Origin of the sequence: Mycolicibacterium flavescens (assembly GCF_001722335.1) — a bacterium.
Lineage (GTDB): Bacteria > Actinomycetota > Actinomycetes > Mycobacteriales > Mycobacteriaceae > Mycobacterium > Mycobacterium flavescens.
This window is the reverse complement of sequence record NZ_MIHA01000007.1, coordinates 13,243-34,905: the sequence shown is the minus strand read 5'-3', so window position 1 is coordinate 34,905 and position 21,663 is coordinate 13,243. Positions and strand designations below refer to the sequence as shown.

Genomic DNA, 21,663 nt, shown 5'->3' with positions numbered 1-21,663 from the left:
CGCGTTCACACATCTCCGTGACAGTTGCCGTGACATCGGCGTGGATCCACGCCCGAAGCGACAGTCACGGAAGCGAGCAGTCATGCGTTTGCAGATGTTGGGAGTCGGGGCGGTCGCGACCGCGGCATCGGCCATGGTTCTGTTCGGGACGGCCACCGCCGCCGCGGCGCCGGACGTGGTCGGTCAGCCCTACTCCGATGCCGTGGAGGCCATCGAGGAGGGCGGCGGCACGGCGGTGGTGGCCGCGCGGGTCGGCGACAAGATGGACCAGGGCGACTGCGTGGTGGTCAACGCGTGGGACTCCTCGTTTCTGCGGATCGACGAGTCCGGTAGCCAGGTCAGCCTGGCGCTGAACTGTGCAGGCGAGTACGCGACCGCCACCAACCCGGGCGCCTCGGTGGCCCACCCGCTGGGGCGTGAAGCCAAGTCCAAGGCCGAGGAGGAAGCGGCCGAAGAAGAGGAGCAGGCGCTCGAAGAGGTGTCGACCCCCGACGAGTAGGGCTCAGTGGCTGGTGACCCGGCCGAGCAGCATCTCGACGCAGTAGTCGATGAACTGCTCACGGGTCGCGGTCAGCGTGCCGTTGAGGTACGCGGTGAACAACGCGGTCAGCGCGCCGATCAGCCCCGTGGCGACCATTGCCGCGCGGGCCGGATCGGTGATCCGGGTCAGCTTGCGCTGCAGCAGATCGATGAAGTTGGGCATCCATTCGGCGCCTGACCGGGTGAGTATCGGCTCACGCGCCGGTGCGAGCAGCAGCACCCGCCCGCGGGTCGGGTCGTCGACCATCATTGCGACGAACCGTTCCACCGCGTCGCGCGGAGTTTCGGCCGTCATCAACGCCGCCATGGCTTTTGTGCAGACGTCGTCGTAGACCGCACGGACGAATTCGTCTCGGTCGCTGAAACTTTCGTAGAAGTAGCGCTCGGTGAGGCCGGCCAGGCGGCAGGCGGCGCGCACGGTGAGAGACGGTCCGTCGGCGCTGCCGAGCAGGCCGACGCCCGCGGCGACGAGTTCGTCGCGTCGCAGCGCCTGCCGGTCCTCGAGTGGGACGCCGGACCATCGGCCGCGTCGTTGACCCGAAGGCACATCCCTCCTAAGCTCGGTGACAACGCCTGTAGTCAGAATACCGTTCCAGGCCGGACGAAAGTAGGTCAGTGACTCAAGATACGTCCGAGACGTGCCCAGCGTCCCACGGAACCCGTCAGCCCGAAGAGCAGGTTGTCGCCGCGGGATGCCCGGTCACCTCCGGCGGCTACGACGCGCCGCCGGCGCCGCTCGGCCCCGACTCGCTGACCTGGAAGTACTTCGGTCAGTGGACCGGGCTGCTGCAGGGGCCGTGGGCAGGGTCGATGCAGAACACGCACCCGCAGCTGGGGGCGGCGGTGCAGGAGCATTCGATTTTCTTCCTGGAGCGGATTCCACGGTTGCTGCGCTCGATCTACCCGATCGGCGGGGTGGTCTTCGACGGTGACCGCGCGCCCAAGACCGGGGCAGAGGTCCGCGACTACCACATCGGCATCAAGGGCGTCGACGAGCAAGGCCGCCGCTACAGCGCGCTGAACCCCGACGTCTTCTACTGGGCGCACGCGACCTTCTTCAAGTCGCTGCTGCTGTCGGCCGAGAAATTCGGCGGCGGGCTGACCGAGGCCGACAAGCGGCAGCTGTTCGACGAGCACATCACCTGGTACCGCACGTACGGGATGAGCATGCGGCCGGTGCCCAAGAGCTGGGAAGAGTTCCAGGAGTACTGGGATCACATGTGCAACAACGTCTTGGAGAACAACTGGGCGGCCAGGGAGGTCATGGACCTGTCGACGATGCCCAAGCATCCGTCGTTGCAGTGGCTGCCGGACTGGATGTGGAAGCTCAACCTGAAGGTGATGCAGCCGGTCGCGGAATTCATGACAGTCGCGATCTACGACCCGCCGGTGCGCGAACTGATGGGCTACACGTGGTCTCCGCGGCAGGAATGGCTGCATCAGCGGTTCTGCGAGGTGGTGACTTTTCTCACCAAGGTGCTGCCGGATCGGTGGCTGTGGCATCCGCGCAAGCGCTCGGCGATGGACCGCGCCTTCGGCCGGCTGCCCGCCGACTCGCCCCTGGTCGAGACCCCGGCGCGCAACCTCCCGCCGGAGGAGTACCGCGGGCAGCCGCAGTTCTACTGCCCCAACGTCTAGTTGGGGGCGAAGCATGCGGTACGACGACAGCGAGCGCAGGCGCAAGCTTGTGGTACATATCGGCCGTGCGAGCGAGGCGCGTGGTGCCCCCACCAGGGCTCGAACCTGGGACCTGCGGATTAAAAGTCCGTAGCTCTACCAACTGAGCTATAGGGGCGCGGGCTATCAGGATAACGGGTGCCATTGGGGGCCTGCGTTTGAGGATTCGGGTACCGGTACCCTAAGCTACTGAGGCTCCCAACGTGATCGCGTTGCGAGTACCCCGGAGAGATTCGGCTGGCCCCCTTCGTCTAGCGGCCTAGGACGCCGCCCTTTCAAGGCGGTAGCGCGGGTTCGAATCCCGTAGGGGGTACACGTGACGACCCATGTCGGGTTGCACAGCAAGGCCCTGTGGCGCAGTTGGTTAGCGCGCCGCCCTGTCACGGCGGAGGTCGCGGGTTCGAGTCCCGTCAGGGTCGCCATTGCGGCGAGGCAACTGGAGTAGTGAAGGGCCAGTGCCTTCCGGCCAGGTAGCTCAGTTGGTACGAGCGTCCGCCTGAAAAGCGGAAGGTCGCCGGTTCGATCCCGGCCCTGGCCACCATGGAGATGTCCACCGCGACCAAGCGGCCTCGGCCGTCAGCAGCGCGCGAGGTTTCGCCTGAATTGCGCTTAACGGGTTGATTGCACGGCGTATTCGCGTGCAATCAACCCGTTAGCGCGAGAACCGCCGGGCATCGTCGGGCAGCTGCGCTTTGTGCCGGCGTTCGCCAATTCCCAAGCCAGCGATCCGCGATGCTTGTCTTCTGCGGTACCACGCCGTACCGTTCAGCGGTACATCGGTGTACCACCCAGGAGCGAGCATGAGCAAGCAACGCAGGACGATCACCGGCCGCACCGCGGTCATCACCGGCGCCGCCTCGGGAATCGGCCGGGCGTTGGCGCAGCGGCTTTCGTCATACGGCTGCCCGGTCGCCATCGTCGACGTCAACGAGCAGGCGCTCAAGGAGACCGAGGCGTCGCTGCGCGGCCCGTCACTGGTCAAGGTGCTCGACGTGAGCGACGCCCAGGCGCAGCGCGAGTTCGCGCGCGAGGTCCGCGACTGGGCACCGCAGCCGATCGGGTCGGTGTTCAACAACGCCGGCGTCGCTCTGGGCTCCACCGTGCTCGACGCCGTCCCCGAGGACGACGACTGGCTGTGGAACATCAACTTCCACGGCGTCGTCAACGGCACCCGCGCCTTCCTGCCGATCCTCGTCGAACAGGACGCAGGCGTCATCGTCAACACCTCGAGCGTGTTCGGCCTGGTCGGCATGCCCGGTCAAAGCGCCTACTGCTCGGCGAAATTCGCGGTCCGCGGTTTCACCGACTCGCTGCGCCAGGAGCTGCGCGGCACCGGCGTGTCCGCGGTCAACGTGCACCCCGGCGGGATCAACACCAACATCGTGCGCAACGGGCGGTTCCGCGAGGAGCCCGGCGGTCCCACCAAGGACCAGGTCGTCAAGGAGTTCGCCGCGATGACGCGCACCGAGCCCGACAAGGCGGCCGCGATCATCCACCGCGGGGTGGAGGCGGGCAAGTCGCGCATCCTCGTCGGCCCGGACGCCTACATGTTCGACGTGCTCGCCCGCGTCGCGCCGACGCGCTACTTCGACGTGATCGAGCGGATGGAGTCCTCGCTGCGCAACCGGGCGAACCGCTAGGCCGTCGCCCGTGCCTGCTCCAGCAAGCCGGGGTCGTGCGCGCACAGCAGCAACAGATCCGGCTCGCCGCGGCGGTACAACTCGGTGAGCCTGGCGTGGTTGTCGACCACCTGCTTGCGGTCGTAGGCCGCGACCATCTCGAAAGCGCCCAGCGCCCTCGGGATTCGACCCTCACCGCCAATGGTGCTCGGATGGTAGAAGGCGTCGCCGCAGTGCAGCAGCCACCGATGTCCGGCGTCCACGGCGACGCACGCGTGCCCGCGGGTGTGGCCGGGCAACGACAGAAGCGCGATACCGGGGGACACCTCGGTCAGTTCCTTGGCCGCCGCGAAGCCGCGCCAGTGCTCGCCGTCGGGTGTGTGCTCGACGATCTTCGGCCCGTGCGCCCACTGCGTAGGCCGGAACCGTTGCTTCTCCGCGCGCGTCGGTGAATGCATCGCGCCCAGGACTTCGGCTGCTGTGCAATGAATCTCGGCATCCGGAAAGTCGGACAACCCGCCGATGTGGTCCATGTCGAAGTGCGTGAGCACGATGTGGCGGACGTCCTCGCGTTGAAAACCGAGCCGCTCGATCTGCCGCAGCGCGGTCTCGCCGTGATCGAGCAACGGCCGAAAGAAGTGCCGGGTCGGGCCGATCCGCCCGGCTGGGGCGTCACAGTCGCCCGAGCCGTAGCCGCTGTCGATCAGGACCAGGCCGTTGTCGGTCTCGACCAACAACACGTGGCACACCAATTGTCCGGCGCCATAGGGGCGCATCGAACCGCAGTTGAGATGGTGCACCTTCACGACACACCTCCGGTCAGCAGTTCGGTGCGGCCGATCTGGGCCACCAAGCTGGCCGAATCGAAATAGATCCGCTCGTTGACTATGCGGTCGCCGTCGAAGAAGAACACCGCCGCGACCGGCACCCGAAACTCCCTACCGGTCGGCGGCAGCCCGTAGAACTCGCCGAGATTGGTTCCGAGCAGGTCGAATTCGACGATCACCGACTCCTCGGCCACGTGATAGCGGACGTTGTCGTGGCGCTGGTCGGGAAACGCGGTGCGCGTGGTGCGGTAGTACTCCATCACCTCGTCGTCGCCGTCGAACACCTGACCGGTCGCCATGATCTCGTAGTGCCCGCCGCGCTTGAAGGTCGCGAGGGTGGCGTCGAAATCCTTGGTGACCTCGGTGTCCATGTGCTCGCGGATCACCTCGAGCCGGCGTTGCCGCAGCGCGTCAGAGCCCATCCGTGCACTGTACGACCGCGACCGGCATCAAGCAGGCGAACCGACCGCCGCGGTCAGTTGCTGATGGCGGTGCTGGCGCTCGATGGTGGCCAGATAGAACGCCCACGCGAACGCCGAACTGGCGAACAGGATGAACCCCAGATACAGCCAGGCGTGCCTGATACTGCGCCTGCTGCCGTCGACCAGCAGCCACGCCGGGAACAGCAGCAGGCTCATGATCGTGTAGTCCTGGCTGGCCGAACTGGCCGCCGGGTTGTCGTAGCCGAGCGCGATGAACTCCGCCCAACTGCCCGGACCCCAGATGAAGTTGTGCAGCCCGCCGGCCGGGGCGTACTCGGCGACGAACTGGTGGTTGAAGTAGTAGCCGAGCACCACCGACGCGACACCGGCGACGTAGTAGAACAGCTCGAGCTTGGTGACCGGGGAGCCCGACGAGTAGCGCGCGAAAACGACCGGGTTCGCCTTGACGATGACCGCCAGCGTGGCGAACCCGAGAACGAGGTGAACGATCAGCGAGACCATGCCGGGAGTGTCCCACCCCGACCGCGATGTTTTGTCAATTTTGACATAACTTCGTGTGGCCGGAGGCTCCGGTACGTTCGTCGCTATGCCCCGACCTGCTCAGACGGCGCGCAGCGAACGTACCCGCGAAGCGCTGCGCCAGGCCGCTGCGGTCCGCTTCCTCGCCCAGGGCGTCGAGGAGACCTCCGCCGAGCAGATCGCCGCCGACGCCGGTGTCTCGCTGCGGACCTTCTACCGGCACTTCGCCTCCAAACACGACCTGCTGTTCGCCGACTACGCCGGCCTGCAGTGGTTTCGCGCTGCGCTGGCCGAACGCGGCCGCGACGAACCGGTCATCGACGCGGTGCATGCGGCGATCATGGCCCGGCCCTACGACGACTGGGCCGTCGCGCAGACCGCCGCGCTGCGCGCGCAGGAACTCGAACCCGGCCGCGTGGTGCGCCACATCCGCCAGGTCGAGGCTGAATTCGCCGAGGCGATCGAAGAGCACCTGACCCGCGACGGCGCCCCGGATGCGGGTACCGACGCCCGGATGCGGATCACCGTCACCGCGCGGTGCATCGCCGCCGCGGTCTTCGGCGCGATGGAGGTGTGGATGCTCGGCGGTGACGGCTCGGCCGACCGGCCGCTGCCGGAGCTGTCCCGGCTCACCCGCGAGGCCTTGGACACACTCGCGCGCGGCATCGCGTCCTAAAGTTTTGTCAATATTGACAAAACTTTGGCTGCGTGCCAGCCTCAGCCGATGACGGACTTCGACGCGATCGTCATCGGCGCCGGGCACAACGGGTTGACCGCGGCGACGCTGCTGCAGAAGGCGGGGCTGCGCACGCTCTGTCTGGACGCCAAGCTCTACGCCGGCGGCATGGCCTCGACCGTCGAACTGTTCGACGGCTTCCGCTTCGAGATCGCCGGGTCCGTACAGATCCCCACCTCCGCGGTGGTCAGCCGCGAACTCGGGCTCGACACGCTTCCCACCGTCGAACTCGACGTGATGTCGGTGTCGCTGCGCGGCGTGGGTGACGAACCGCTGGTCTACTACACCGACCCGATGAAACTGCTCACCCACATCAACGAGGTGCACGGCGCCGAGGCGGTCAACGGCATGGCGGGCCTGATGGCCTGGTGTCAGGCGCCGACACGGGCCCTCGGCCGGTTCGACGCCGGTCGGCCGCCGAAGACGCTGGATGAGATGTATGCCTGCGCCACAAACGAATTCGAGCGCTCGACGATCACCGACCTGTTGTTCGGATCCGTCACCGACGTACTGGACCGGTATCTGCCGGACAAGGAGAAGAACGGTGCACTGCGCGGAATGCTGTCGCTGCTGGCGTGCAACACCACCTACCGCGGGCCGGCCACCCCGGGCACCGCGGCGGCGCTGGCCTACGGCTTCGCCGTTCCCGATGAGAACGCCCTGCTGGTCAAGAAACTGCGCGGCGGCATCGGTGCGCTGACCGAGCATCTGTGCGACGGGTTCGGTGCCGCCGGCGGCGAGCTGCGGCTGCGCGCCCGCGTCGCCGAGATCACCACCGCCGGTGGACGGGTCACCGGTGTCCGCCTCGACGACGGGACGACGCTGACGGCCCCGATCGTGGTGTCGGGCATTGCCCCCGACCTGACCGTCAACGGCCTCGTCGACGCAGCCGCGATGCCCGCCGAGGTGCGCGACCGGTTCTCCCGTATCGATCACCGCGGCAGCTACCTGCAGATGCACTTCGCGCTCGACGGCGTCCCGGAGTTCGTGGCACCCTACGAACTGCTCAACGACCCCGCGATGCAGTCCAACATCGGAATCTTCAGCACCCCCGAGGAACTCCAGCAGCAGTGGGAGGACTGCAGGCGCGGCATCGTCCCGGCCGACCCCGCCATCGCCCTGCAGATCCCGTCGGTCAACGATCCGGGACTGGCGCCGCCGGGCAAGCATGCGGCCTCGGCGTTCTCGCTGTGGTTCCCCATCGAGGAGGGCGAACACAGCTACGGCGAGATGAAGGTCGAGATGGGCAGGCGGGTGATCGAGAAGATCACCCGGTTGGCGCCCAACTTCGAGAGCCTGATCATGCGCCACACCACGTTCACCCCCAAACACATGGGCACGATGTTCGGCGCGCCCGGCGGCGACTACTGCCACGGCCTGATCCATCCCGACCAGATCGGCCCCAACCGTCCCGGCCCCAAAGGCTATGTGGATAAACCGATCCCGATCGACGGACTGTATCTGGCGAGCGCCGGCTGTCACGGCGGGCCCGGTATCACGTTCGTGCCGGGCTACAACGCCGCGCAGCAGGCGCTCGCCGACTTGACCTGAACCTGTTTCTGGACCTGACGCACCGGGAATAGCGTCAGGCATGGGAATCACCGTGGCCGTGACCGGGCCCACCGGCGAGATCGGCATGTCGGCGGTGGCGGCGCTCGAAGCGCTCGACGAGGTGGACGAGATCATCGGGATGGCGCGCCGTCCGTTCGAACCGGCCGAGCACGGCTGGTCGAAAACCAGCTACCAACAGGGCGACATCCTCGACCGGCAGGCCGTCGAGGAATTGGTGGCCCGCGCGGACGTCGTCGTCCACCTGGCCTTCATCATCATGGGCTCACGCGAGGAGAGCGCGCGGATCAACCTGCGCGGCACCCGCAACGTGTTCGAGGCGACGGTGGCCGCCGCGCGCCCGCAGCGCCTGGTCTACACGTCGTCGGTGGCGGCCTACGGCTACCACTCCGACAACCCGGTGCCGATCACCGAGGACGTCGCGGCGCGCGGATCGCCCGAACACTATTACTCCGAACAGAAGGCCGCCTGCGAAGCCGCGCTCGCCGAAATCACCGACGGCACAACGCTTCAGGTGTACGTGCTGCGGCCGTGCATCGTCGCCGGCCCCAAGGCGCCCGCGCTGGCCGATGTGATGCCGTGGAACCAGCTGCCCGGCCCGGTCAAGCGCGTCACGCAGGCGCTGCCGCTGCTCAAGCCGCCGTTCCCGGACCCGGGCACGCCGTTGCAGTTGGTCCACCACGACGACGTGGCCACGGCGATCGCGCTGGCTGCCACGACGTCGGCCCCGCCCGGGGCGTACAACATCGCGGGCGACGGCGTGGTCTCGATGTCGGACGTGGCCCGCGAACTGGGCGCGCGGCCGGTCCGGGTGCCGCACGCGACGGTGTCGGTGGCCTCCGGTGTGGTGGCGCGGCTACCGTTCGTGCCGTCGATCCTCGAGTGGCTGCACATCGGGCGCACCTCGGTCGTCATGGACACCACCAAGGCCCGCACCCAGTTGGGGTGGCAGCCGAAATACTCCACCGCCGATACGTTGTCGGAGCTGGCCGCCAGCCTGAGGTAGCCGGCTACTGGGTGTGATCACCGGTGTCGGCGGGCCCGGACGGCATCGCGCCGCCCTCGTCGGACCAGTCCACACCCTCTTCGTGCTCCTCGCCGCTGGTGCCGCGGGCCGGGTCACTCTGCACGTCGTCGTCGGCACCGGACGGGCCGGCGTCGGTCTCGGTGGTCTCGGGCTTCTTCTCGTCGCTCACCGCGCTGGTTTACCCGAAGCCGAACGGTTCTAGTCTCCGCGCCGGCGCAACTGGGTCATCCAGTCCTTGGGCACCCGGCCCCGCGGACCCGGGACGGTCTCGTCGGCGGGACGGCTTGCCGGCGCGGCGAGTTCGGGGCCGTCGTAGTACTCGTTGGTGGCGTAGTTCCAGAACCAGTCCTCGCCGGGTTCGAACGATCGGATGATCGGATGCCCGGTCTCGCGCCAGTGCGCCGAGGCATGCCGGGCCAGCGAATCGTCACAGCAGCCGATGTGCCCGCACGCCGCGCACCGGCGCAGGTGCACCCACCAGCCGCCGTGCGCGTTGCATTCGCCGCAGCCGGTACCGCTCGGCGGGACCGTGGGATCGACGTCCATGTCGAAAAGCTAACCGATCGCGGCGTTGTGCGCCGCCGTACTCAGCGAGCCATCGTCGAGTCCGGCGCGCTCCAGTCCGTCGACACGAACCGGTGCCGGATCAACCAGTCGTCACCGACGGGCACGAAGACGTCGCGGTACCGGCCGTAGTGGTCGAGGCCGATCTCGGTGTAGACCGTGAAATAGCAGGCGACCCGGACCTGCTGCGGGGTCACATCGGTGAAGCGGATGTTGGTCACGTTGTGCCGCACGATGCGCCTGACGCTCGACGCCGACGCGGCGGCGTTCGGTGCGGCGACGGCACCGCCGAGGAAATCGACGATCGCCTCACGCCCACGCGCGGGAACGCTGCCGCGCACCTCGAGTTCGCCGTCGTCGCAGAAGGCTGCGGCGAGCTCGTCGAGTCGCAGCGCATCGCCGGACCAGTTGTACACGGCGAGTGTGTCTCTGATGCGCTCGCGGGCGCAAAGCTCCCAAAGCTCCATGCGGCCAACTTAGCGGGGGATAGGGTCATGGCCATGGCTACCAGCGATTCCCGTGACGTCGTGATCGAGGCGACCCCCGCCGAAATCCTCGACGTCATCGCCGACGTCGAGTCCGCCCCTCAGTGGTCGTCGCAGCACCAGGGCGCCGAAGTGCTCGACCGTGACGCCGACGGGCGCCCCGGCAAGGTGCGGCTGAAGCTGAAGACCATGGGCATCTCCGACGAGCAGGTGGTCCGGTACACCTGGGCCGATGACAGGGTGAGCTGGAAGCTGCTGGAGTCCAGTCAGCTCAAGACGCAGAGCGCGTCCTACACCCTCACCCCGGACGGCGACAAGACGAAAGTCCGGTTCGAGATCACCGTCGATCCGGCGGTGCCGATCCCCGGCTTCGTGCTCAAACGCGCGATGAAGGGTGGCCTGGAGGCGGCCACCGACGGTCTGCGCAAGCAGGTCATGAAGGTCAAGAAGCGCTGACGGTTTTGCTGCGCCACGCAGCGCCCTGCTCTTAGTCTCGTGAGGTGCGCTTGTCGTGGCCGTTAATTGGCCGCCGGACACAGATGCAGTTGATCGAGGCCGCGCTCGCGGCCCCGGGCCTTCCCGGTGTCCTCATCCGCGGTGCGGAGGGCGCCGGCAAGACTCGCTTCGCCCAGGAGGCGCGCGCGATCGCCGAGGCGCACGGACAGCAGCCGCGTTGGACGGCAGGCACGGTATCGGCGCGCGAGATCCCGCTGGGGGCGTTCGCCGCCTGGGTACCCGAAGGCGTCACCGACACGCTGCAGCTGTTGCGCGGGGTCATCGACGCGCTCAGCTCGCCGACGGAAAAGGTGGTGCTGTTCGTCGACGATGTGCAGCTGCTCGATGACCTGTCGACGTTCGTCGTGCACCAGATCGTCGCGCGGCAGGCGGCCAAGGTCATACTCACCGCGCGAAACGATGACCCGATCCCGGTGGCGACTCAACAGATTTGGGCCGCGCGCGGGTTCGAAAGGCTCGATGTCAACGATCTGCCCTGTGATGAGACCGCTGACCTGCTGTCTGCCGCCCTTGCCGGGCCGGTCGCGCCGGATACCGCAAAACGTCTGTGGGAGTTGACATTGGGCAATGTGCTGTATCTGCAGCACATCGTCGAACACGAGGTGTCGGGTGGTCGGCTGATCCGGGACGGCGGCTGTTGGCGCTGGACCGGGGACCCCATCGTGCCGCCCGGGCTGATCGAGCTCGTCGAATCCCGGATCGGGACCCTGCCCGAACCCGTGCGCGACGTGATCGACGCGCTGGCTGTCTGCGAGCCGATGGGTGTCGATGTGTTGACGCGGATCGCGGGTGCCGACGCACTCGAGGAGGCCGAGTGCCGCGGCCTCGTCACCTTGTCGCCGGCCGGTGACGGCATCGAAGTACGGACGGCGCACCCTCTCTACGGTCGTATCCGGCGCATGCGCGCGCCCCGCATGCGCCTGCGGCGGTTACGCGCACTGGTGGCGACCGCTCTGGGCGCGTCAGCCGACGGTGACGAACTGCGCAACGTGGTGCGCCGGGCCGCGCTGGCCGTCGACTCCGACCTGACCCCCGATGCCGATCTCCTCGTCCGGGCGGCACATGGGGCCGTGTGGCTCGGCGACTTGGCGCTGGCCGAACGACTTGCGGGAGCTGCGAACCGCGCCGCGGCAGGCTTCGAGGCAAGTCTCATCCGGGCTCACGCCCTGTCCTGGTTGGGTCGCGGAGAGGATGCGGAGCTTGTCTTCGCCGGGATCGAGAACCTCGCGTTGACCGACCGCGACCGCGCGCGGTTCGCGTTCTTTCGCTCGAGCAATTTCCTCTGGGCACTCGGTGATCCGTCTCGGGCGAAGGAATTCATCGACGAGGCGGCGCAGGGTGCCGCGCCAGAGGTACAGATCTTCGTCGACGCGTTCCTGACGGTGTACTGGTTCGCCATGGACCGCCCGCACGACGCGTTGGCGTGCTCGACAAACTCAGTGCTCGACGACGTCCCGGTGGTCGGAGCCGAAATAGCTTGGGTGCTGACGCAACTCGCCGCAGACGCCGGACGGATCGCTGCGGCGCTGGCGCACGCCGAGAGGGGATACCTGGTCGCCTCGCGCAGCCTCGACGCGCCGCACATGAGATTCAACATCGCCGACGCAGAAGTCTGCGCGTTGTGGCTGGCGGGCCGGTTGACGGAGTCGACGTCGGCGGCTGAGCGCATCCGGTGCGAGTCCGACGACCTCCCGGGCGCCGCGCAGTCGCTCGGCACCGCCGTGGCGGGGCGGGCGGCCCTCGGCGCCGGCGACGTACGCAGCGCGTGCGGGATGCTCGAGCAAGCGGTCGACGGGCTCCACGATGCGCCGGCAAGCGGTTGGGGCTACCGCTACCGAATCCCTTATGTGACGGCGCTCGCGATGCACGGGTCGACTGCTCATGCCGCTGCGGGCTTGGAAGCGCTCGACGGGGTGCGACGGCGGTTCCGGTCGCTCGACTACGAGCGCGCGGTGGCCCGCGCATGGGTCGCGGCCGCTCAGGGCGCCGTCAGCGAGGCGGTCGCGGTGCTGCGTTCAGCGGCGCACAGGGCACAGGAAGCCGGACGCTACGGCGCCGAGGTGCTGTGCCTGCAGACCGCCGGGCAGTTCGGCGATCAGGCGGTCGCAGAGCGGTTGCGGGAGCTCGAGTCGATTGTCGAGGGGCCGCGAGTCGGTGTGGCGGCACGTTTTGCCGAAGCCCTACGCGATGACGACCCCGACGGATTGGCCCTGGCCTCTACGGAGTTCGAGCGGATCGGTGATCTGGTCGCGGCGGTCGACGCCGCGGCCCACGCCGCCATCGCATACCGCGAGCACGGCAGGAGCGGGTCGGCACTGACATGCTCGACGCGGGCCGAGGCAATCGCCGAGCGGTGCGGCCTGCACACCCCGGCACTGCGCCGCGCCTGCCAACCCCTACCGCTGACCGGCCGCGAGCTGGAGATCGTGGCGTTGATCGCTGGGGGGCTGACGAATCGCGAAGTCGCCGAGCGACTGACGCTCTCGGTGCGCACCGTCGAGAGCCACGTCTACCGGGCCATGCAGAAGACCGGGGCCAGTCGCGAAGAGTTGGCCAAGCTGATCGCACCTCGGCAGTAGGCAGCGCCGTGTCCGGCGCAAGTGCAGTACCCGACTACTGAGCGCATCCGCGTCCCCTCGAACGACGATCAAGATCCGGTGGTGGTCGGCGTTCCGCTGGTTCGAGGAGGAAACGATGAGTGATGCACGGTGCGGCCGACGTTTGGGCCGCGCGACGGTGTCGGTCGCTGCGGTTCTCGGGTTGATGGCACCCGCCCTGGCAGTATCCACGGAGTCGCCGGGGGTGGCGCTGGCCGCCGACGCGACCGCCTTGGTCATGTGCGGTACGACATGCCCTGAGCCCGACCAATCCTGGATCGAGTCGGTCGGGAACCAGTTCGTCGGACCGACGCATCCTGGCGCGGACATCGACTACGTCGCGGTGCGTACACCCGAGGAGTACTGGCCGATCACCGGACTGTTCCGCGTCATCGGAACCGCAGTGGGGGATCGGCAAATGTGGAGGCCGGGCGGTCCCGGATGGCCGGATGTGCCGTGGTGGAAGCTCACCGGGTTGTTCGACCTCACCATCGACCAGTCGCTCGAGGCGGGGGTGGCCGACCTCGAGGACGCGATGGCCGAGCACAGCGACGACCCGCTGATCATCTACGGCTACTCGCAGAGCGCCGCGATCGCGATGATCGAGAAAAGAAAACTGGCGCAGCAGTATCCGGCGGGAACGACGGCACCGAACATCAGGTTCGTGATCGGCGGTGACACGAACCTCCCCAACGGCGGCCTGAACTCGCGGTTCGCCGGCCTGTATATCCCGATCCTCGATCTCACCTTCAACGGTCCAGAACCGACCGACACCCAGTTCCCCGCCGACGTCATCACGATCCAGTACGACGGCGCCGCCGATTTCCCGCTGTATCCACTGAATCTCGTCGCGACCCTCAACGCGCTGCTCGGCTTCGTGTACCTGCATTCGAACCCGTTCGACGTGACGCTCGCCCCCGACCCGTCGACCGCCCTGCAGGGCACCCACGGTGACAGCACCTACTACTTCTTCGAGACCGAAGATCTGCCGCTGTTCGCGCCGCTGCGCGACCTCGGCGTCCCCGAGGCGCTGATCGACATCGTGGAACCGCTCTTCCGGGTGTTGGTGGAACTCGGCTACGACCGCAGCATCTCGCCCTGGGAGTTCACCCCCGCGCGGCTGTTCCCGTCGATCGACCCGGTGACGGTGGCCGTCGATCTCGTCGAGGCGGTCGGCGAGGGCATCGAGAACGCGGCGGCGATCTTCACTCCGCCGCCACCGCCAGTTCCCGCACCCGCGGTGACCAGTGCCGACGAACAGGTCGCCGACGGCGAAGCCGTGGCGCTGGTGACGCACAGCTCGCCGACGCTCACCCAACCCCAACGCGAGGTGAGCCCGGAAGAGCCTGCGCAAGAGGCGTCGACGGCGGCGCTGGGTGCGGCCGAGACCTCGGAGCCGCCAGCGACCATTGAAGCCGACGACGAGACCAGCACATCGTCCGAGCTGTCGGACACGCGGAGACCCGCGCCTGCAGTAGACGACGACCAGAGTGCGGTGGAGTCTTCCCGCGCACAGGAAGACCAGCCGGCCGACGGGACCCCTGACGAGTCAGCCGCGAAAGCCGATGCCGCCCCGGCGGCCTCGACCGACGAATCGACATCCGACAGTGAGTAGCTCACTTCCGGATCAGCGTGTCGGCCCACTCGTGGTGTCCGCGGAAGTCGAGGTTGTCCGCCTTGGCGCGGTAGCGAACCGACACGCCCGGAACGGTGGGGTCACTGCTAGCCCGAGCCGCGGCCGCGTGGCGAAGCCTTGCTCGAGGCGGTCGGCGATGAACCGCGTAATACACCGACTGTGAATCGACAACGAAAGGAATGATGATGATTCCAGTACCCGACCGTTGGAGCGGCAAGAGCGTAGTGGCGGTCGCGGGGGCCGGGGTCCTCGCGTTCGCACTCGTGATCGCACCGCCGGCGCCCGCGGCGGCGCAAACCCCGTCCGGCCCCGTTCATCCGACCGTTCTCGCGTTCTCGCCCACGGCGGCGATGGCCGCGCTGCAACGAATCGTCGACGCCTCACCTCAACCCGTCGCTGTTCCGACCATCCAGGTGCCGACAACGCAGCCAGCCGGGCGCGACGGTCATAAGGTTGGTGACGTCGCTCCGCTCACGGCAGCCGCGCTGGCGGTGCCGGGCCTGTCGCTGCCGACACCCAATGAGCTGTTCGGGATGCTGGTGACGCCGCTGCTCGAGAACCCGGTGATCGGCCCGGTCATCGGTCAGGTGCTCCTCGGCGGTCTCATCCTGACGGTGGGGGCCCTCGCGGTCGTTTTCGCTGTGTGTCCCCCCTGCGGCTTGGTGTACGACGTCGTCGTGGACCTGGTCCGGAATTTCTTCACGCGGGTGGCGCCGTTCCGTGTTGCCGCGGCCGCGGTGGCGGAACCCGTCGAGATGCTTGCGGAAGTAGAGCCGGCGCAGGCCGAGCCGGACGAGACAATGGGGCGGCTGTCCGAGCCGCCGGAAGACCCGGTGCTCCAGCAAGATTCGCCCGTCGGGGATCACCGCGCTCTTGGCGAGCAGGCGCCGCCGGACGTTCCGCAGGCCGGTGAGGATGAGCCGCTGACCCCGTCCACCGGCCAGGAGGAGATCGGGGAGATCTCCGACGAAGGCCTCGCGCAGGACGACACTGAGGATCTTTCACCGACCGAGGACGAGGCTGAGGCCGAGGACGACGTGACCGGTGACCGGCTCAGCGAAACCGGCGGGCTGGCCGAGGAGCCCGAGAGCGACGCCGGCGCGGCTGACGACGACGCCACTGCCCCGGCCGACGACAACCCCTCGGATAGCCCGGATAACGAATCATCCGGTGGGGAAACCGATTCCGAGTGACCCGTTCAGCGCCGGCCTGTGAGGGGACAGGCCGGCGCTGACGTCTGTCGGCATACAAGACCGCCTGTCACGGCCGGGCTCCCATCGCTTCGGCCCACATGGTGTGCCCCTCGAAGCCGAGCGTGTGCGCCATCTCGCGGTATCGCCGCGCCAGCTCCGCGAACCTCAGGTCCTCGCCGCGGGCCTCGGCCAGTAGGGCGCGCAGCTTCAGCAGCCAGATGTCGCGCATCGCCAGCTCGCCGTCGGCCGGTGCAGCGGCCAGCCGCTCGAGTGCGGTTTCCGCTTCGGCGATGTCACCGTCGTCGCCGCGGTCCAGCAGCGTCTCGACCAGAACGCCGGTTGCCGGAATGCCCCACGACAGCAGCTGTCCTTCGCGTATCAGTTCGTCTACGGCGGCGCGCATGGCGACGAGCGCCTGGTCGCGGTCACCGCACCGGGCCCTCTCACGTGCCAGATACACGTTGATCAGCCGTAGTTCGCTCAGGTTGTGTCTGTCGCGTTCGAGGACGTCGCTGATTTCCGTCAGCAGCTTCCGACCGCGGTCCCGCTCCGACTCGGTCCTGCGGTGGGCGAGCGCCAGCGCCAGAATCACCCGGGCGAACGCCAGGGCCATATCGTCGCCGGTTCGTTCGGCGATCCGGAGGGCATCTTCGATCTCCGCGACCGCCGGGTTGTGGGCCGCCAGTACGCCGAGAGGTATGCCCGGAAAGTACACGTAGGCGACCACGGTGGCGTAGGAGAACGGATCGGCTCGACGGGCCATGGCCAGACCACGGCGCAGGTCGTCGGGCCATGCCGGGAGACCCAGGCAGTAGCGCGCGAACGCTCGCGTCGTGAAGGCGAGTGCCAACGGAGATCCGAAGAGGAAGTTGCCTTTCGACGGATCACCGTCGGCCAGGTCGATGGCCCGCTGAGACCACTGCAGCACGTCGCACCACTCGCCACCGTGGCCTTTCGGATAGATGACCGGAAAGGACAATCCAACCGTCAACGTCGCGTCGCCCAGCGAGTCGATGAGCGCCCACGCTTGCGACGCCAATCGTGACGCGTCGCGGATCCGGCCCTGGAACGCCCGATCTATCACCAACCCCGCGGCGCCGATCGCCAGTGACGCGTCGTCATGGGCGACCGCGCACAACTCCCGCAGCTGGTCGATGTGGTCATCCGCGATGTTCGCGTGCAGTCGCCAGGCAATTCCACAAAGCATCGTGCGCGGCGCGATCCGCATCGCCGTGCGGTTCGGGTCGTCAGCCGGCATCGCGTCGGCGATTGCCCGGGCGCGCTCCCAGCTCTGTCGGGCCGCCGCGATGTCGCGGTAGGTTGCCCACACCGCAGCACGCATATGCCACTGATACGCGGTGAATGACTCGCCGGCCGCCTCCAGATGTTCGGCGATCAGCGCGGCGTTCTCATCGGCCGCCGCAGGGGCACGTGTTTCGATCACGGCCGCGACCCGCCGGTGCAGATCGGCGCGGTTGATCTTGAGCTGTGATTCGTAGGCAACCGCGCGGATCAACGGATGGCGAAACGTGTACTCGCAGTTGGCGGTGAACCGCACCTGATCGATCAGCTCCGCCGCCAGCAGTTCGTCGACCGCCTCGTCGACCTCCAGCTCGGCAAGTAGGTCGGTCCCGAACCGGACGCCGATCACCGAGGCCGCACTCAGTGTCCTTCGCGACGAGGGGCTCAGCCGGTCGATGCGTGCTTCGATGGCCGCCTGCACCGTGGCTGGCACTGCGACGTCCGCGGCGGCGGAGTGGCAGACGTGGGCGCCACGCTCACCGCTCAGCTCACCCCGCTGTACCAGTTCGCGCACCATTTCCTCAGCGAAAAACGGGTTGCCGCAGGCACGTTCGGCGATGATCTCCGAAAGCTCGCGAATCGAAGGATCATCACCGAGCAGTTCGGCCAGCAGCGCCGCCGTCTCCGGATCTCCGAGGGGACTCAGGGCTATGGTCTGGGCGTGGTGTGATCGCACCAGCGCACCCTCATACTCGGGGCGAGAAGTGATCAGCACCAACGAGGGGCTTCGCGGGATCACGGCCAAAAGGTCGGCCACCAGCGATTCGCTGACGGGATCGATCCAGTGCGCGTCCTCGACGATGAACAGCGCCGGTGTCGTACGCGCCAACGTCATCGAGTTGATCAGCGCTGTCAACCGACGCCGCCGCGCATCGGGGTCGATCTGAGGCTGCGGCACATCAGGATCGCCCACGCCGAGGAGATCGTCGAGCAGAAGCAGGTCCTGCGGATCAGCATCCGCTGGCACGGCAGTGCGCAACCGCGCGCGGGCGGTGTCGTCGTCGACGTCTGTCACGCCGCTGCCCGCCCGCAACAGTCGAGTCACCACGTGGAAGGGGATGTCTCGTGCGTGGGACTCGCAGAAGGTCCAGAACACCTCTGCACCGCGAACGGCTGCCAGCGCGGCGACTTCACGCGCCACCCGGCTCTTGCCGATGCCGGCAGGACCGACCACGTTCACGACACCGCCCCGACCGCCGATGGCGCGATCGACCAGCGCGTCCAGGGCCGCCATCTCCCAGTGCCGCCCGACCAGGCTCGCGTCCGCGCGGCCGACGAGGCCGTCGCCGACGCCGATCGCGGTCAGCAGCTGCGCGCGCACCGGCTCGTCGCTTCCTTTGATGCTCACCCACTGCGGTTCGGCCAGCGTCACGGCGTTCTCGACCAGGCGGGCGGTCGACTCTGAGACCAGCACCGCACCCGGTGGGGCCGCTGACTCCATGCGTTGGGCGAATCCGACTGTCTCGCCGGTCGCGGCGTACCCCAGCTTGTGCGAACCGATCTCACCGGCTATCACTCGACCTGAGTTCAAGCCGACCCGCAATCGCAACGCCACACCGTCGCGACTTTGCACTTCGGCGGCGAGTTGGCGCGCCTCATCCTGGATTGCCAGTGCCGCCAGGCACGCCCGAAAGGCGTGATCTTCCAAGGCTTTTGGCGCGCCGAAGATCGCCATCACGCCGTCGCCGGTGTACTCCACGGTGCCTCCGCCGAAGCGCTGAACGACGGCCACCGACCGTTCGACGAGCGCCGTCATGACTTCGCGCAACCGCTCCAGGTCAAGAGTGGCCGCGATGTCCATCGAACGGACCACGTCGGCGAACAGCACGGTCACCTGTTTGTACTCGGCGGTCGCGCCCACCGTCGCGGTGCCGCACGCGTCGCAGAATTTCGCGTCCTGCCGCAGACCAGTGCCGCACGCCCCGCACGTCACTGCCGTCGACGTCACAGCCTCACCGCCGATCCGGGCGGCCCGCACCGGCCGTCCGATGCGCCAAGACTAGGACCCGGTACAGGCCGGAACCGGCCGAAACGACAATATTGACGTCCGCGACGACCGACCTCCGCAGAGCGGCGGTCGAGCCAATCCGGCACCACCGAACTCGACCACCATGCGGGCCCGCCGAAATTGACCGTTGGAATGAATTAGCTGGAAAGCCCTATGCATCAGGCTGGCGACTTGGCTACTATTTGCCGCATGGCGGTACAGGCATCGCGGGAAGTGGTGTTCGAGGCGCCCAAAGATGTCATCCTCGACGCGCTCGCCGACATCGACGAGGTCCCTACGTGGTCGCCCGTGCACAAGTCCGCCGAAGTGCTCGACCGCCATCCCGACGGCCGCCCCCACCACGTCAAGGCGACCTTCAAGATCATGGGCGTCACCGACAAGGAACTCCTGGAGTACCACTGGGGTGACGACTGGGTGGTGTGGGACGCCAAGGCGACCCTGCAGCAGCGCGGCCAACACGGCGAGTACAACCTGACCCCGGTCGGCGAACACCGCACCCGGGTGCGCTTCGACATCATCATCGACCTGGCCGCGCCGATCCCCGAATTCCTGCTGCGCCGCGCCAAGAAGATGGTGCTCGACGTCGCGACCGAGAATCTGCGCCGGCGGGTGATGGCCCGGGCCGACATTCCAGATCGAAGGAATTAGAACGGAATAGGATCCGGTCGCCGCCCGGTTGCACGCGGCATGCCCACCGGAGTCTTCCTGTTTCCCAGCCCCTCGGCCACCAACGCGGTCGACGACGTGATCGCCACGGCGCGCGCCGCCTACGACGCCGGGGTCCGCCAGATCTGGCTGGCCCAACAGTTGTCCCATGACGCGATCGCCCTCTCGGGCCTGATCGGCGCGGCCGTGCCCGGTCTCGGCGTCGGCACGTCGGTGGTTCCGATCAACCCGCGCCACCCGCTGATCGTCGCGTCGCAGGCGCAGACCGCCCAGGCCGCCGCGCACGGCAACTTCAGCCTCGGCCTCGGCCTGGGCGCGCACGCCATCGAGCGGGAGGCGTTCGGTCAGGCCTGGCCGAACACGGTGCAGCGGCTGCGCGAGCACCTGACGGTGCTGCGCTCGGTCTTCGACGACGGCGCCGTCGACTTCCACGGCGAGCAGATCAGCGCGGTCTCGCCCTGGCCGGTGACGGTCGCCGGCGGCACCCCGATCCCGGTGTACGTCGCCGCGATGGGACCCAAGGCGCTGCAGGTCACCGGCGAACTCGCCGATGGCACAATGCCTTACCTGGCCGGCCCGCGCACGCTCAGGGAGTTCATCGTGCCGACCATCACCGCCGCGGCCGAGCAGGCCGGCCGACCGGCACCGCGCATCATCGCGGCCGCGCCCGCGCTGGTGTCCGACGACCTCGACGCCGCGCGTGCCGTCGCCGCCGAGAAGCTGAGCTTCTACGAGACCATTCCGTCGTATCAGAAGGTGATCGCCCGCGAGGGCGTTCGCTCGGCCACCGAACTGTCCGCGATCGGATCGGTCGACGCGGTGGTGCAGCGTATGCGGGACTACCTCGACGCCGGGGCCACCGACGTCGTGCTCAACCCGCTGCGCACCGAACCCGGTGACATCGAAGCGCTTTGGGACGTCGCGCGCAACATCGACGCAACATGAGGTGCCTACCGTAGCGGGATGCCGTCCCGACGCCGCTCGGCGCTGCTGGCGTGCCTGGTGGTCGACGCGCCCGGCCGCCCGCAGCAGGCCATCCTCGACGAACTGCGGCGGGTGCTGCTCGACGGGGCGGTGCTGCCCGGCACCCCGATCCCGCTGGCCGAGGTGGCCGACCTGTTCGGGGTGAGCCAGATTCCGGTACGCGAGGCGCTCAAGACGCTGATAGGCGAAGGTCTGGTCACCCACCGCAGCAACTTCGGCTACACCGTCGCCCAGCTGACCCCGCAGGAGCTGCGCGAAATGTACATCGTGCGAGAGACTTTGGAGTCAGCCGCGTTGGCCGCCGCGGTGGCCAACGCCACCGACGAGGACCGCGCCGCGATCGTCGCCGCCAATGACGCGCTGCAGTGCGCCGTCCACGACGACGACCCGGTCGCCTACCACCGGCACAGCCGCGGCTTCCACCTCGCGCTGACCCGGCCGTCGCGGATGTTCCGTCTGCTGCACATGCTCGAATCCGCCTGGAACGTCGCCGAACCCGTGCAGTCGATGGTGCACGTCTCCCGTCATGACCGGGCCGCGCTGCATGCCGATCACCGCCGGATGGTCGAGGTGTTCCTGGCCGGCGACGTCGAAGGGCTGCTCACCGCCGCCGAGGAGCACGCCCGGCGGCTCAACGCGGTCATCGCCACGGTGCCCACCGACACCGGTCTGCTGTTGCCCACGGATATATCTTCTGCGCAATAGCCGGGTAGTTCACCGGAAATAGCGCCGCAACACAGCGGGATTAGCGTCCG

General features: G+C 68.0%; 21 protein-coding genes and 4 tRNA genes. 16 read left to right on the top strand and 9 right to left on the bottom strand.

What is annotated here, in order from left to right; genetic code table 11:
* Positions 1 to 82: 82 nt before the first annotated feature.
* Positions 83 to 499: a hypothetical protein gene (locus BHQ18_RS11205; RefSeq protein WP_069413687.1), complete on the top strand. Its 417-nt coding sequence runs from the start codon at positions 83 to 85 to the stop codon at positions 497 to 499.
* A 3-nt stretch (positions 500 to 502) separates the two neighbouring features.
* Here the strand turns inward: BHQ18_RS11205 and BHQ18_RS11200 are convergent, their stop codons facing one another.
* On the bottom strand, positions 503 to 1,087 hold the full coding sequence (locus BHQ18_RS11200; protein ID WP_069413686.1) for a TetR/AcrR family transcriptional regulator: 585 nt from the start codon (positions 1,085 to 1,087) through the stop codon (positions 503 to 505).
* A gap of 68 nt (positions 1,088 to 1,155) precedes the next feature.
* Here BHQ18_RS11200 and BHQ18_RS11195 point away from each other — a divergent pair, with 68 nt between their 5' ends.
* Positions 1,156 to 2,178, top strand: coding sequence for an oxygenase MpaB family protein (locus BHQ18_RS11195; protein ID WP_069413685.1), 1,023 nt, complete (start codon positions 1,156 to 1,158; stop codon positions 2,176 to 2,178).
* An 81-nt stretch (positions 2,179 to 2,259) separates the two neighbouring features.
* On the opposite strand, the gene BHQ18_RS11190 is transcribed toward BHQ18_RS11195, so the two are convergent.
* Positions 2,260 to 2,335: transfer RNA gene (locus tag BHQ18_RS11190), tRNA-Lys, on the bottom strand.
* A 122-nt stretch (positions 2,336 to 2,457) separates the two neighbouring features.
* Between BHQ18_RS11190 and BHQ18_RS11185 the strand changes: the two genes are divergently transcribed.
* From BHQ18_RS11185 to BHQ18_RS11170, 4 genes are all read left to right on the top strand, one after another.
* Positions 2,458 to 2,530: transfer RNA gene (locus tag BHQ18_RS11185), tRNA-Glu, on the top strand.
* Positions 2,531 to 2,562: 32 nt separating this feature from the next.
* Positions 2,563 to 2,639: transfer RNA gene (locus BHQ18_RS11180), tRNA-Asp, on the top strand.
* 42 nt (positions 2,640 to 2,681) lie between these two features.
* Positions 2,682 to 2,758: transfer RNA gene (locus BHQ18_RS11175), tRNA-Phe, on the top strand.
* Between the two features lie 259 nt (positions 2,759 to 3,017).
* Positions 3,018 to 3,857 carry an SDR family NAD(P)-dependent oxidoreductase gene (locus BHQ18_RS11170; protein WP_069413684.1) on the top strand — a complete coding sequence of 280 codons (840 nt, stop codon included), beginning with the start codon at positions 3,018 to 3,020 and terminating at the stop codon, positions 3,855 to 3,857.
* On the opposite strand, the gene BHQ18_RS11165 is transcribed toward BHQ18_RS11170, so the two are convergent.
* The 3 genes from BHQ18_RS11165 to BHQ18_RS11155 are packed head-to-tail and all read right to left on the bottom strand — an operon-like array spanning position 3,854 to position 5,607.
* On the bottom strand, positions 3,854 to 4,642 hold the full coding sequence (locus tag BHQ18_RS11165) for an MBL fold metallo-hydrolase (protein ID WP_069413683.1): 789 nt from the start codon (positions 4,640 to 4,642) through the stop codon (positions 3,854 to 3,856). The two genes, BHQ18_RS11170 and BHQ18_RS11165, sit on opposite strands and share 4 nt — an antisense overlap.
* Positions 4,639 to 5,085, bottom strand: a complete 447-nt coding sequence (locus BHQ18_RS11160) for an ester cyclase (RefSeq protein ID WP_069413682.1) — start codon at positions 5,083 to 5,085, stop codon at positions 4,639 to 4,641. The genes BHQ18_RS11165 and BHQ18_RS11160 overlap by 4 nt, the downstream gene beginning before the upstream one ends.
* Positions 5,086 to 5,112: 27 nt before the next feature.
* Positions 5,113 to 5,607, bottom strand: coding sequence for a DUF2834 domain-containing protein (locus BHQ18_RS11155; protein WP_069413681.1), 495 nt, complete (start codon positions 5,605 to 5,607; stop codon positions 5,113 to 5,115).
* 85 nt (positions 5,608 to 5,692) lie between these two features.
* Here BHQ18_RS11155 and BHQ18_RS11150 point away from each other — a divergent pair, with 85 nt between their 5' ends.
* Genes BHQ18_RS11150 through BHQ18_RS11140 form a run of 3 tightly spaced genes read left to right on the top strand, consistent with a single transcriptional unit; the run spans position 5,693 to position 8,936 of the window.
* A complete protein-coding gene (locus BHQ18_RS11150) occupies positions 5,693 to 6,301 on the top strand; it encodes a TetR/AcrR family transcriptional regulator (RefSeq protein WP_069413680.1) in 609 nt (202 codons plus the stop codon).
* A gap of 48 nt (positions 6,302 to 6,349) precedes the next feature.
* A complete protein-coding gene (locus BHQ18_RS11145) occupies positions 6,350 to 7,912 on the top strand; it encodes a phytoene desaturase family protein (RefSeq protein WP_069413679.1) in 1,563 nt (520 codons plus the stop codon).
* A 40-nt stretch (positions 7,913 to 7,952) separates the two neighbouring features.
* Positions 7,953 to 8,936 carry an NAD-dependent epimerase/dehydratase family protein gene (locus tag BHQ18_RS11140; RefSeq protein ID WP_069413678.1) on the top strand — a complete coding sequence of 328 codons (984 nt, stop codon included), beginning with the start codon at positions 7,953 to 7,955 and terminating at the stop codon, positions 8,934 to 8,936.
* A gap of 4 nt (positions 8,937 to 8,940) precedes the next feature.
* On the opposite strand, the gene BHQ18_RS11135 is transcribed toward BHQ18_RS11140, so the two are convergent.
* The 3 genes from BHQ18_RS11135 to BHQ18_RS11125 are packed head-to-tail and all read right to left on the bottom strand — an operon-like array spanning position 8,941 to position 9,988.
* Positions 8,941 to 9,126, bottom strand: a complete 186-nt coding sequence (locus BHQ18_RS11135) for a hypothetical protein (RefSeq protein ID WP_069413677.1) — start codon at positions 9,124 to 9,126, stop codon at positions 8,941 to 8,943.
* A 29-nt stretch (positions 9,127 to 9,155) separates the two neighbouring features.
* Positions 9,156 to 9,503 (bottom strand): UBP-type zinc finger domain-containing protein, encoded by a 348-nt coding sequence (locus BHQ18_RS11130; RefSeq protein WP_069413676.1) that lies wholly within the window; start codon positions 9,501 to 9,503, stop codon positions 9,156 to 9,158.
* A gap of 41 nt (positions 9,504 to 9,544) precedes the next feature.
* Positions 9,545 to 9,988 carry a nuclear transport factor 2 family protein gene (locus tag BHQ18_RS11125; RefSeq protein ID WP_069413675.1) on the bottom strand — a complete coding sequence of 148 codons (444 nt, stop codon included), beginning with the start codon at positions 9,986 to 9,988 and terminating at the stop codon, positions 9,545 to 9,547.
* Between the two features lie 33 nt (positions 9,989 to 10,021).
* On the opposite strand from BHQ18_RS11125, the gene BHQ18_RS11120 reads away from it, so the two are divergent.
* The 4 genes from BHQ18_RS11120 to BHQ18_RS11105 all read left to right on the top strand — a co-directional run bounded on the left by BHQ18_RS11120 (position 10,022) and on the right by BHQ18_RS11105 (position 15,948).
* Positions 10,022 to 10,462, top strand: a complete 441-nt coding sequence (locus tag BHQ18_RS11120) for an SRPBCC family protein (protein WP_069413889.1) — start codon at positions 10,022 to 10,024, stop codon at positions 10,460 to 10,462.
* A gap of 83 nt (positions 10,463 to 10,545) precedes the next feature.
* Positions 10,546 to 13,101 (top strand): helix-turn-helix transcriptional regulator, encoded by a 2,556-nt coding sequence (locus BHQ18_RS11115; RefSeq protein ID WP_205866079.1) that lies wholly within the window; start codon positions 10,546 to 10,548, stop codon positions 13,099 to 13,101.
* Positions 13,102 to 13,216: 115 nt separating this feature from the next.
* Complete coding sequence (locus tag BHQ18_RS11110) at positions 13,217 to 14,734, top strand: PE-PPE domain-containing protein (RefSeq protein WP_084294018.1); 1,518 nt, start codon at positions 13,217 to 13,219, stop codon at positions 14,732 to 14,734.
* A 206-nt stretch (positions 14,735 to 14,940) separates the two neighbouring features.
* A complete protein-coding gene (locus tag BHQ18_RS11105; protein WP_131815670.1) occupies positions 14,941 to 15,948 on the top strand; it encodes a hypothetical protein in 1,008 nt (335 codons plus the stop codon).
* A gap of 67 nt (positions 15,949 to 16,015) precedes the next feature.
* On the opposite strand, the gene BHQ18_RS11100 is transcribed toward BHQ18_RS11105, so the two are convergent.
* Positions 16,016 to 19,198 (bottom strand): ATP-binding protein, encoded by a 3,183-nt coding sequence (locus BHQ18_RS11100; protein WP_069413888.1) that lies wholly within the window; start codon positions 19,196 to 19,198, stop codon positions 16,016 to 16,018.
* Positions 19,199 to 19,447: 249 nt separating this feature from the next.
* Between BHQ18_RS11100 and BHQ18_RS11095 the strand changes: the two genes are divergently transcribed.
* From BHQ18_RS11095 to BHQ18_RS11085, 3 genes are read left to right on the top strand one after another with little or no spacing between them, the layout of a single operon-like run.
* The gene (locus tag BHQ18_RS11095) at positions 19,448 to 19,906 is read left to right on the top strand and encodes an SRPBCC family protein (RefSeq protein ID WP_069413671.1); all 459 of its coding nucleotides are present in this window, start codon (positions 19,448 to 19,450) and stop codon (positions 19,904 to 19,906) included.
* Positions 19,907 to 19,945: 39 nt separating this feature from the next.
* Positions 19,946 to 20,869, top strand: a complete 924-nt coding sequence (locus BHQ18_RS11090; protein ID WP_069413670.1) for a TIGR03564 family F420-dependent LLM class oxidoreductase — start codon at positions 19,946 to 19,948, stop codon at positions 20,867 to 20,869.
* 18 nt (positions 20,870 to 20,887) lie between these two features.
* On the top strand, positions 20,888 to 21,613 hold the full coding sequence (locus BHQ18_RS11085) for a GntR family transcriptional regulator (RefSeq protein ID WP_069413669.1): 726 nt from the start codon (positions 20,888 to 20,890) through the stop codon (positions 21,611 to 21,613).
* Positions 21,614 to 21,663: the final 50 nt, after the last annotated feature.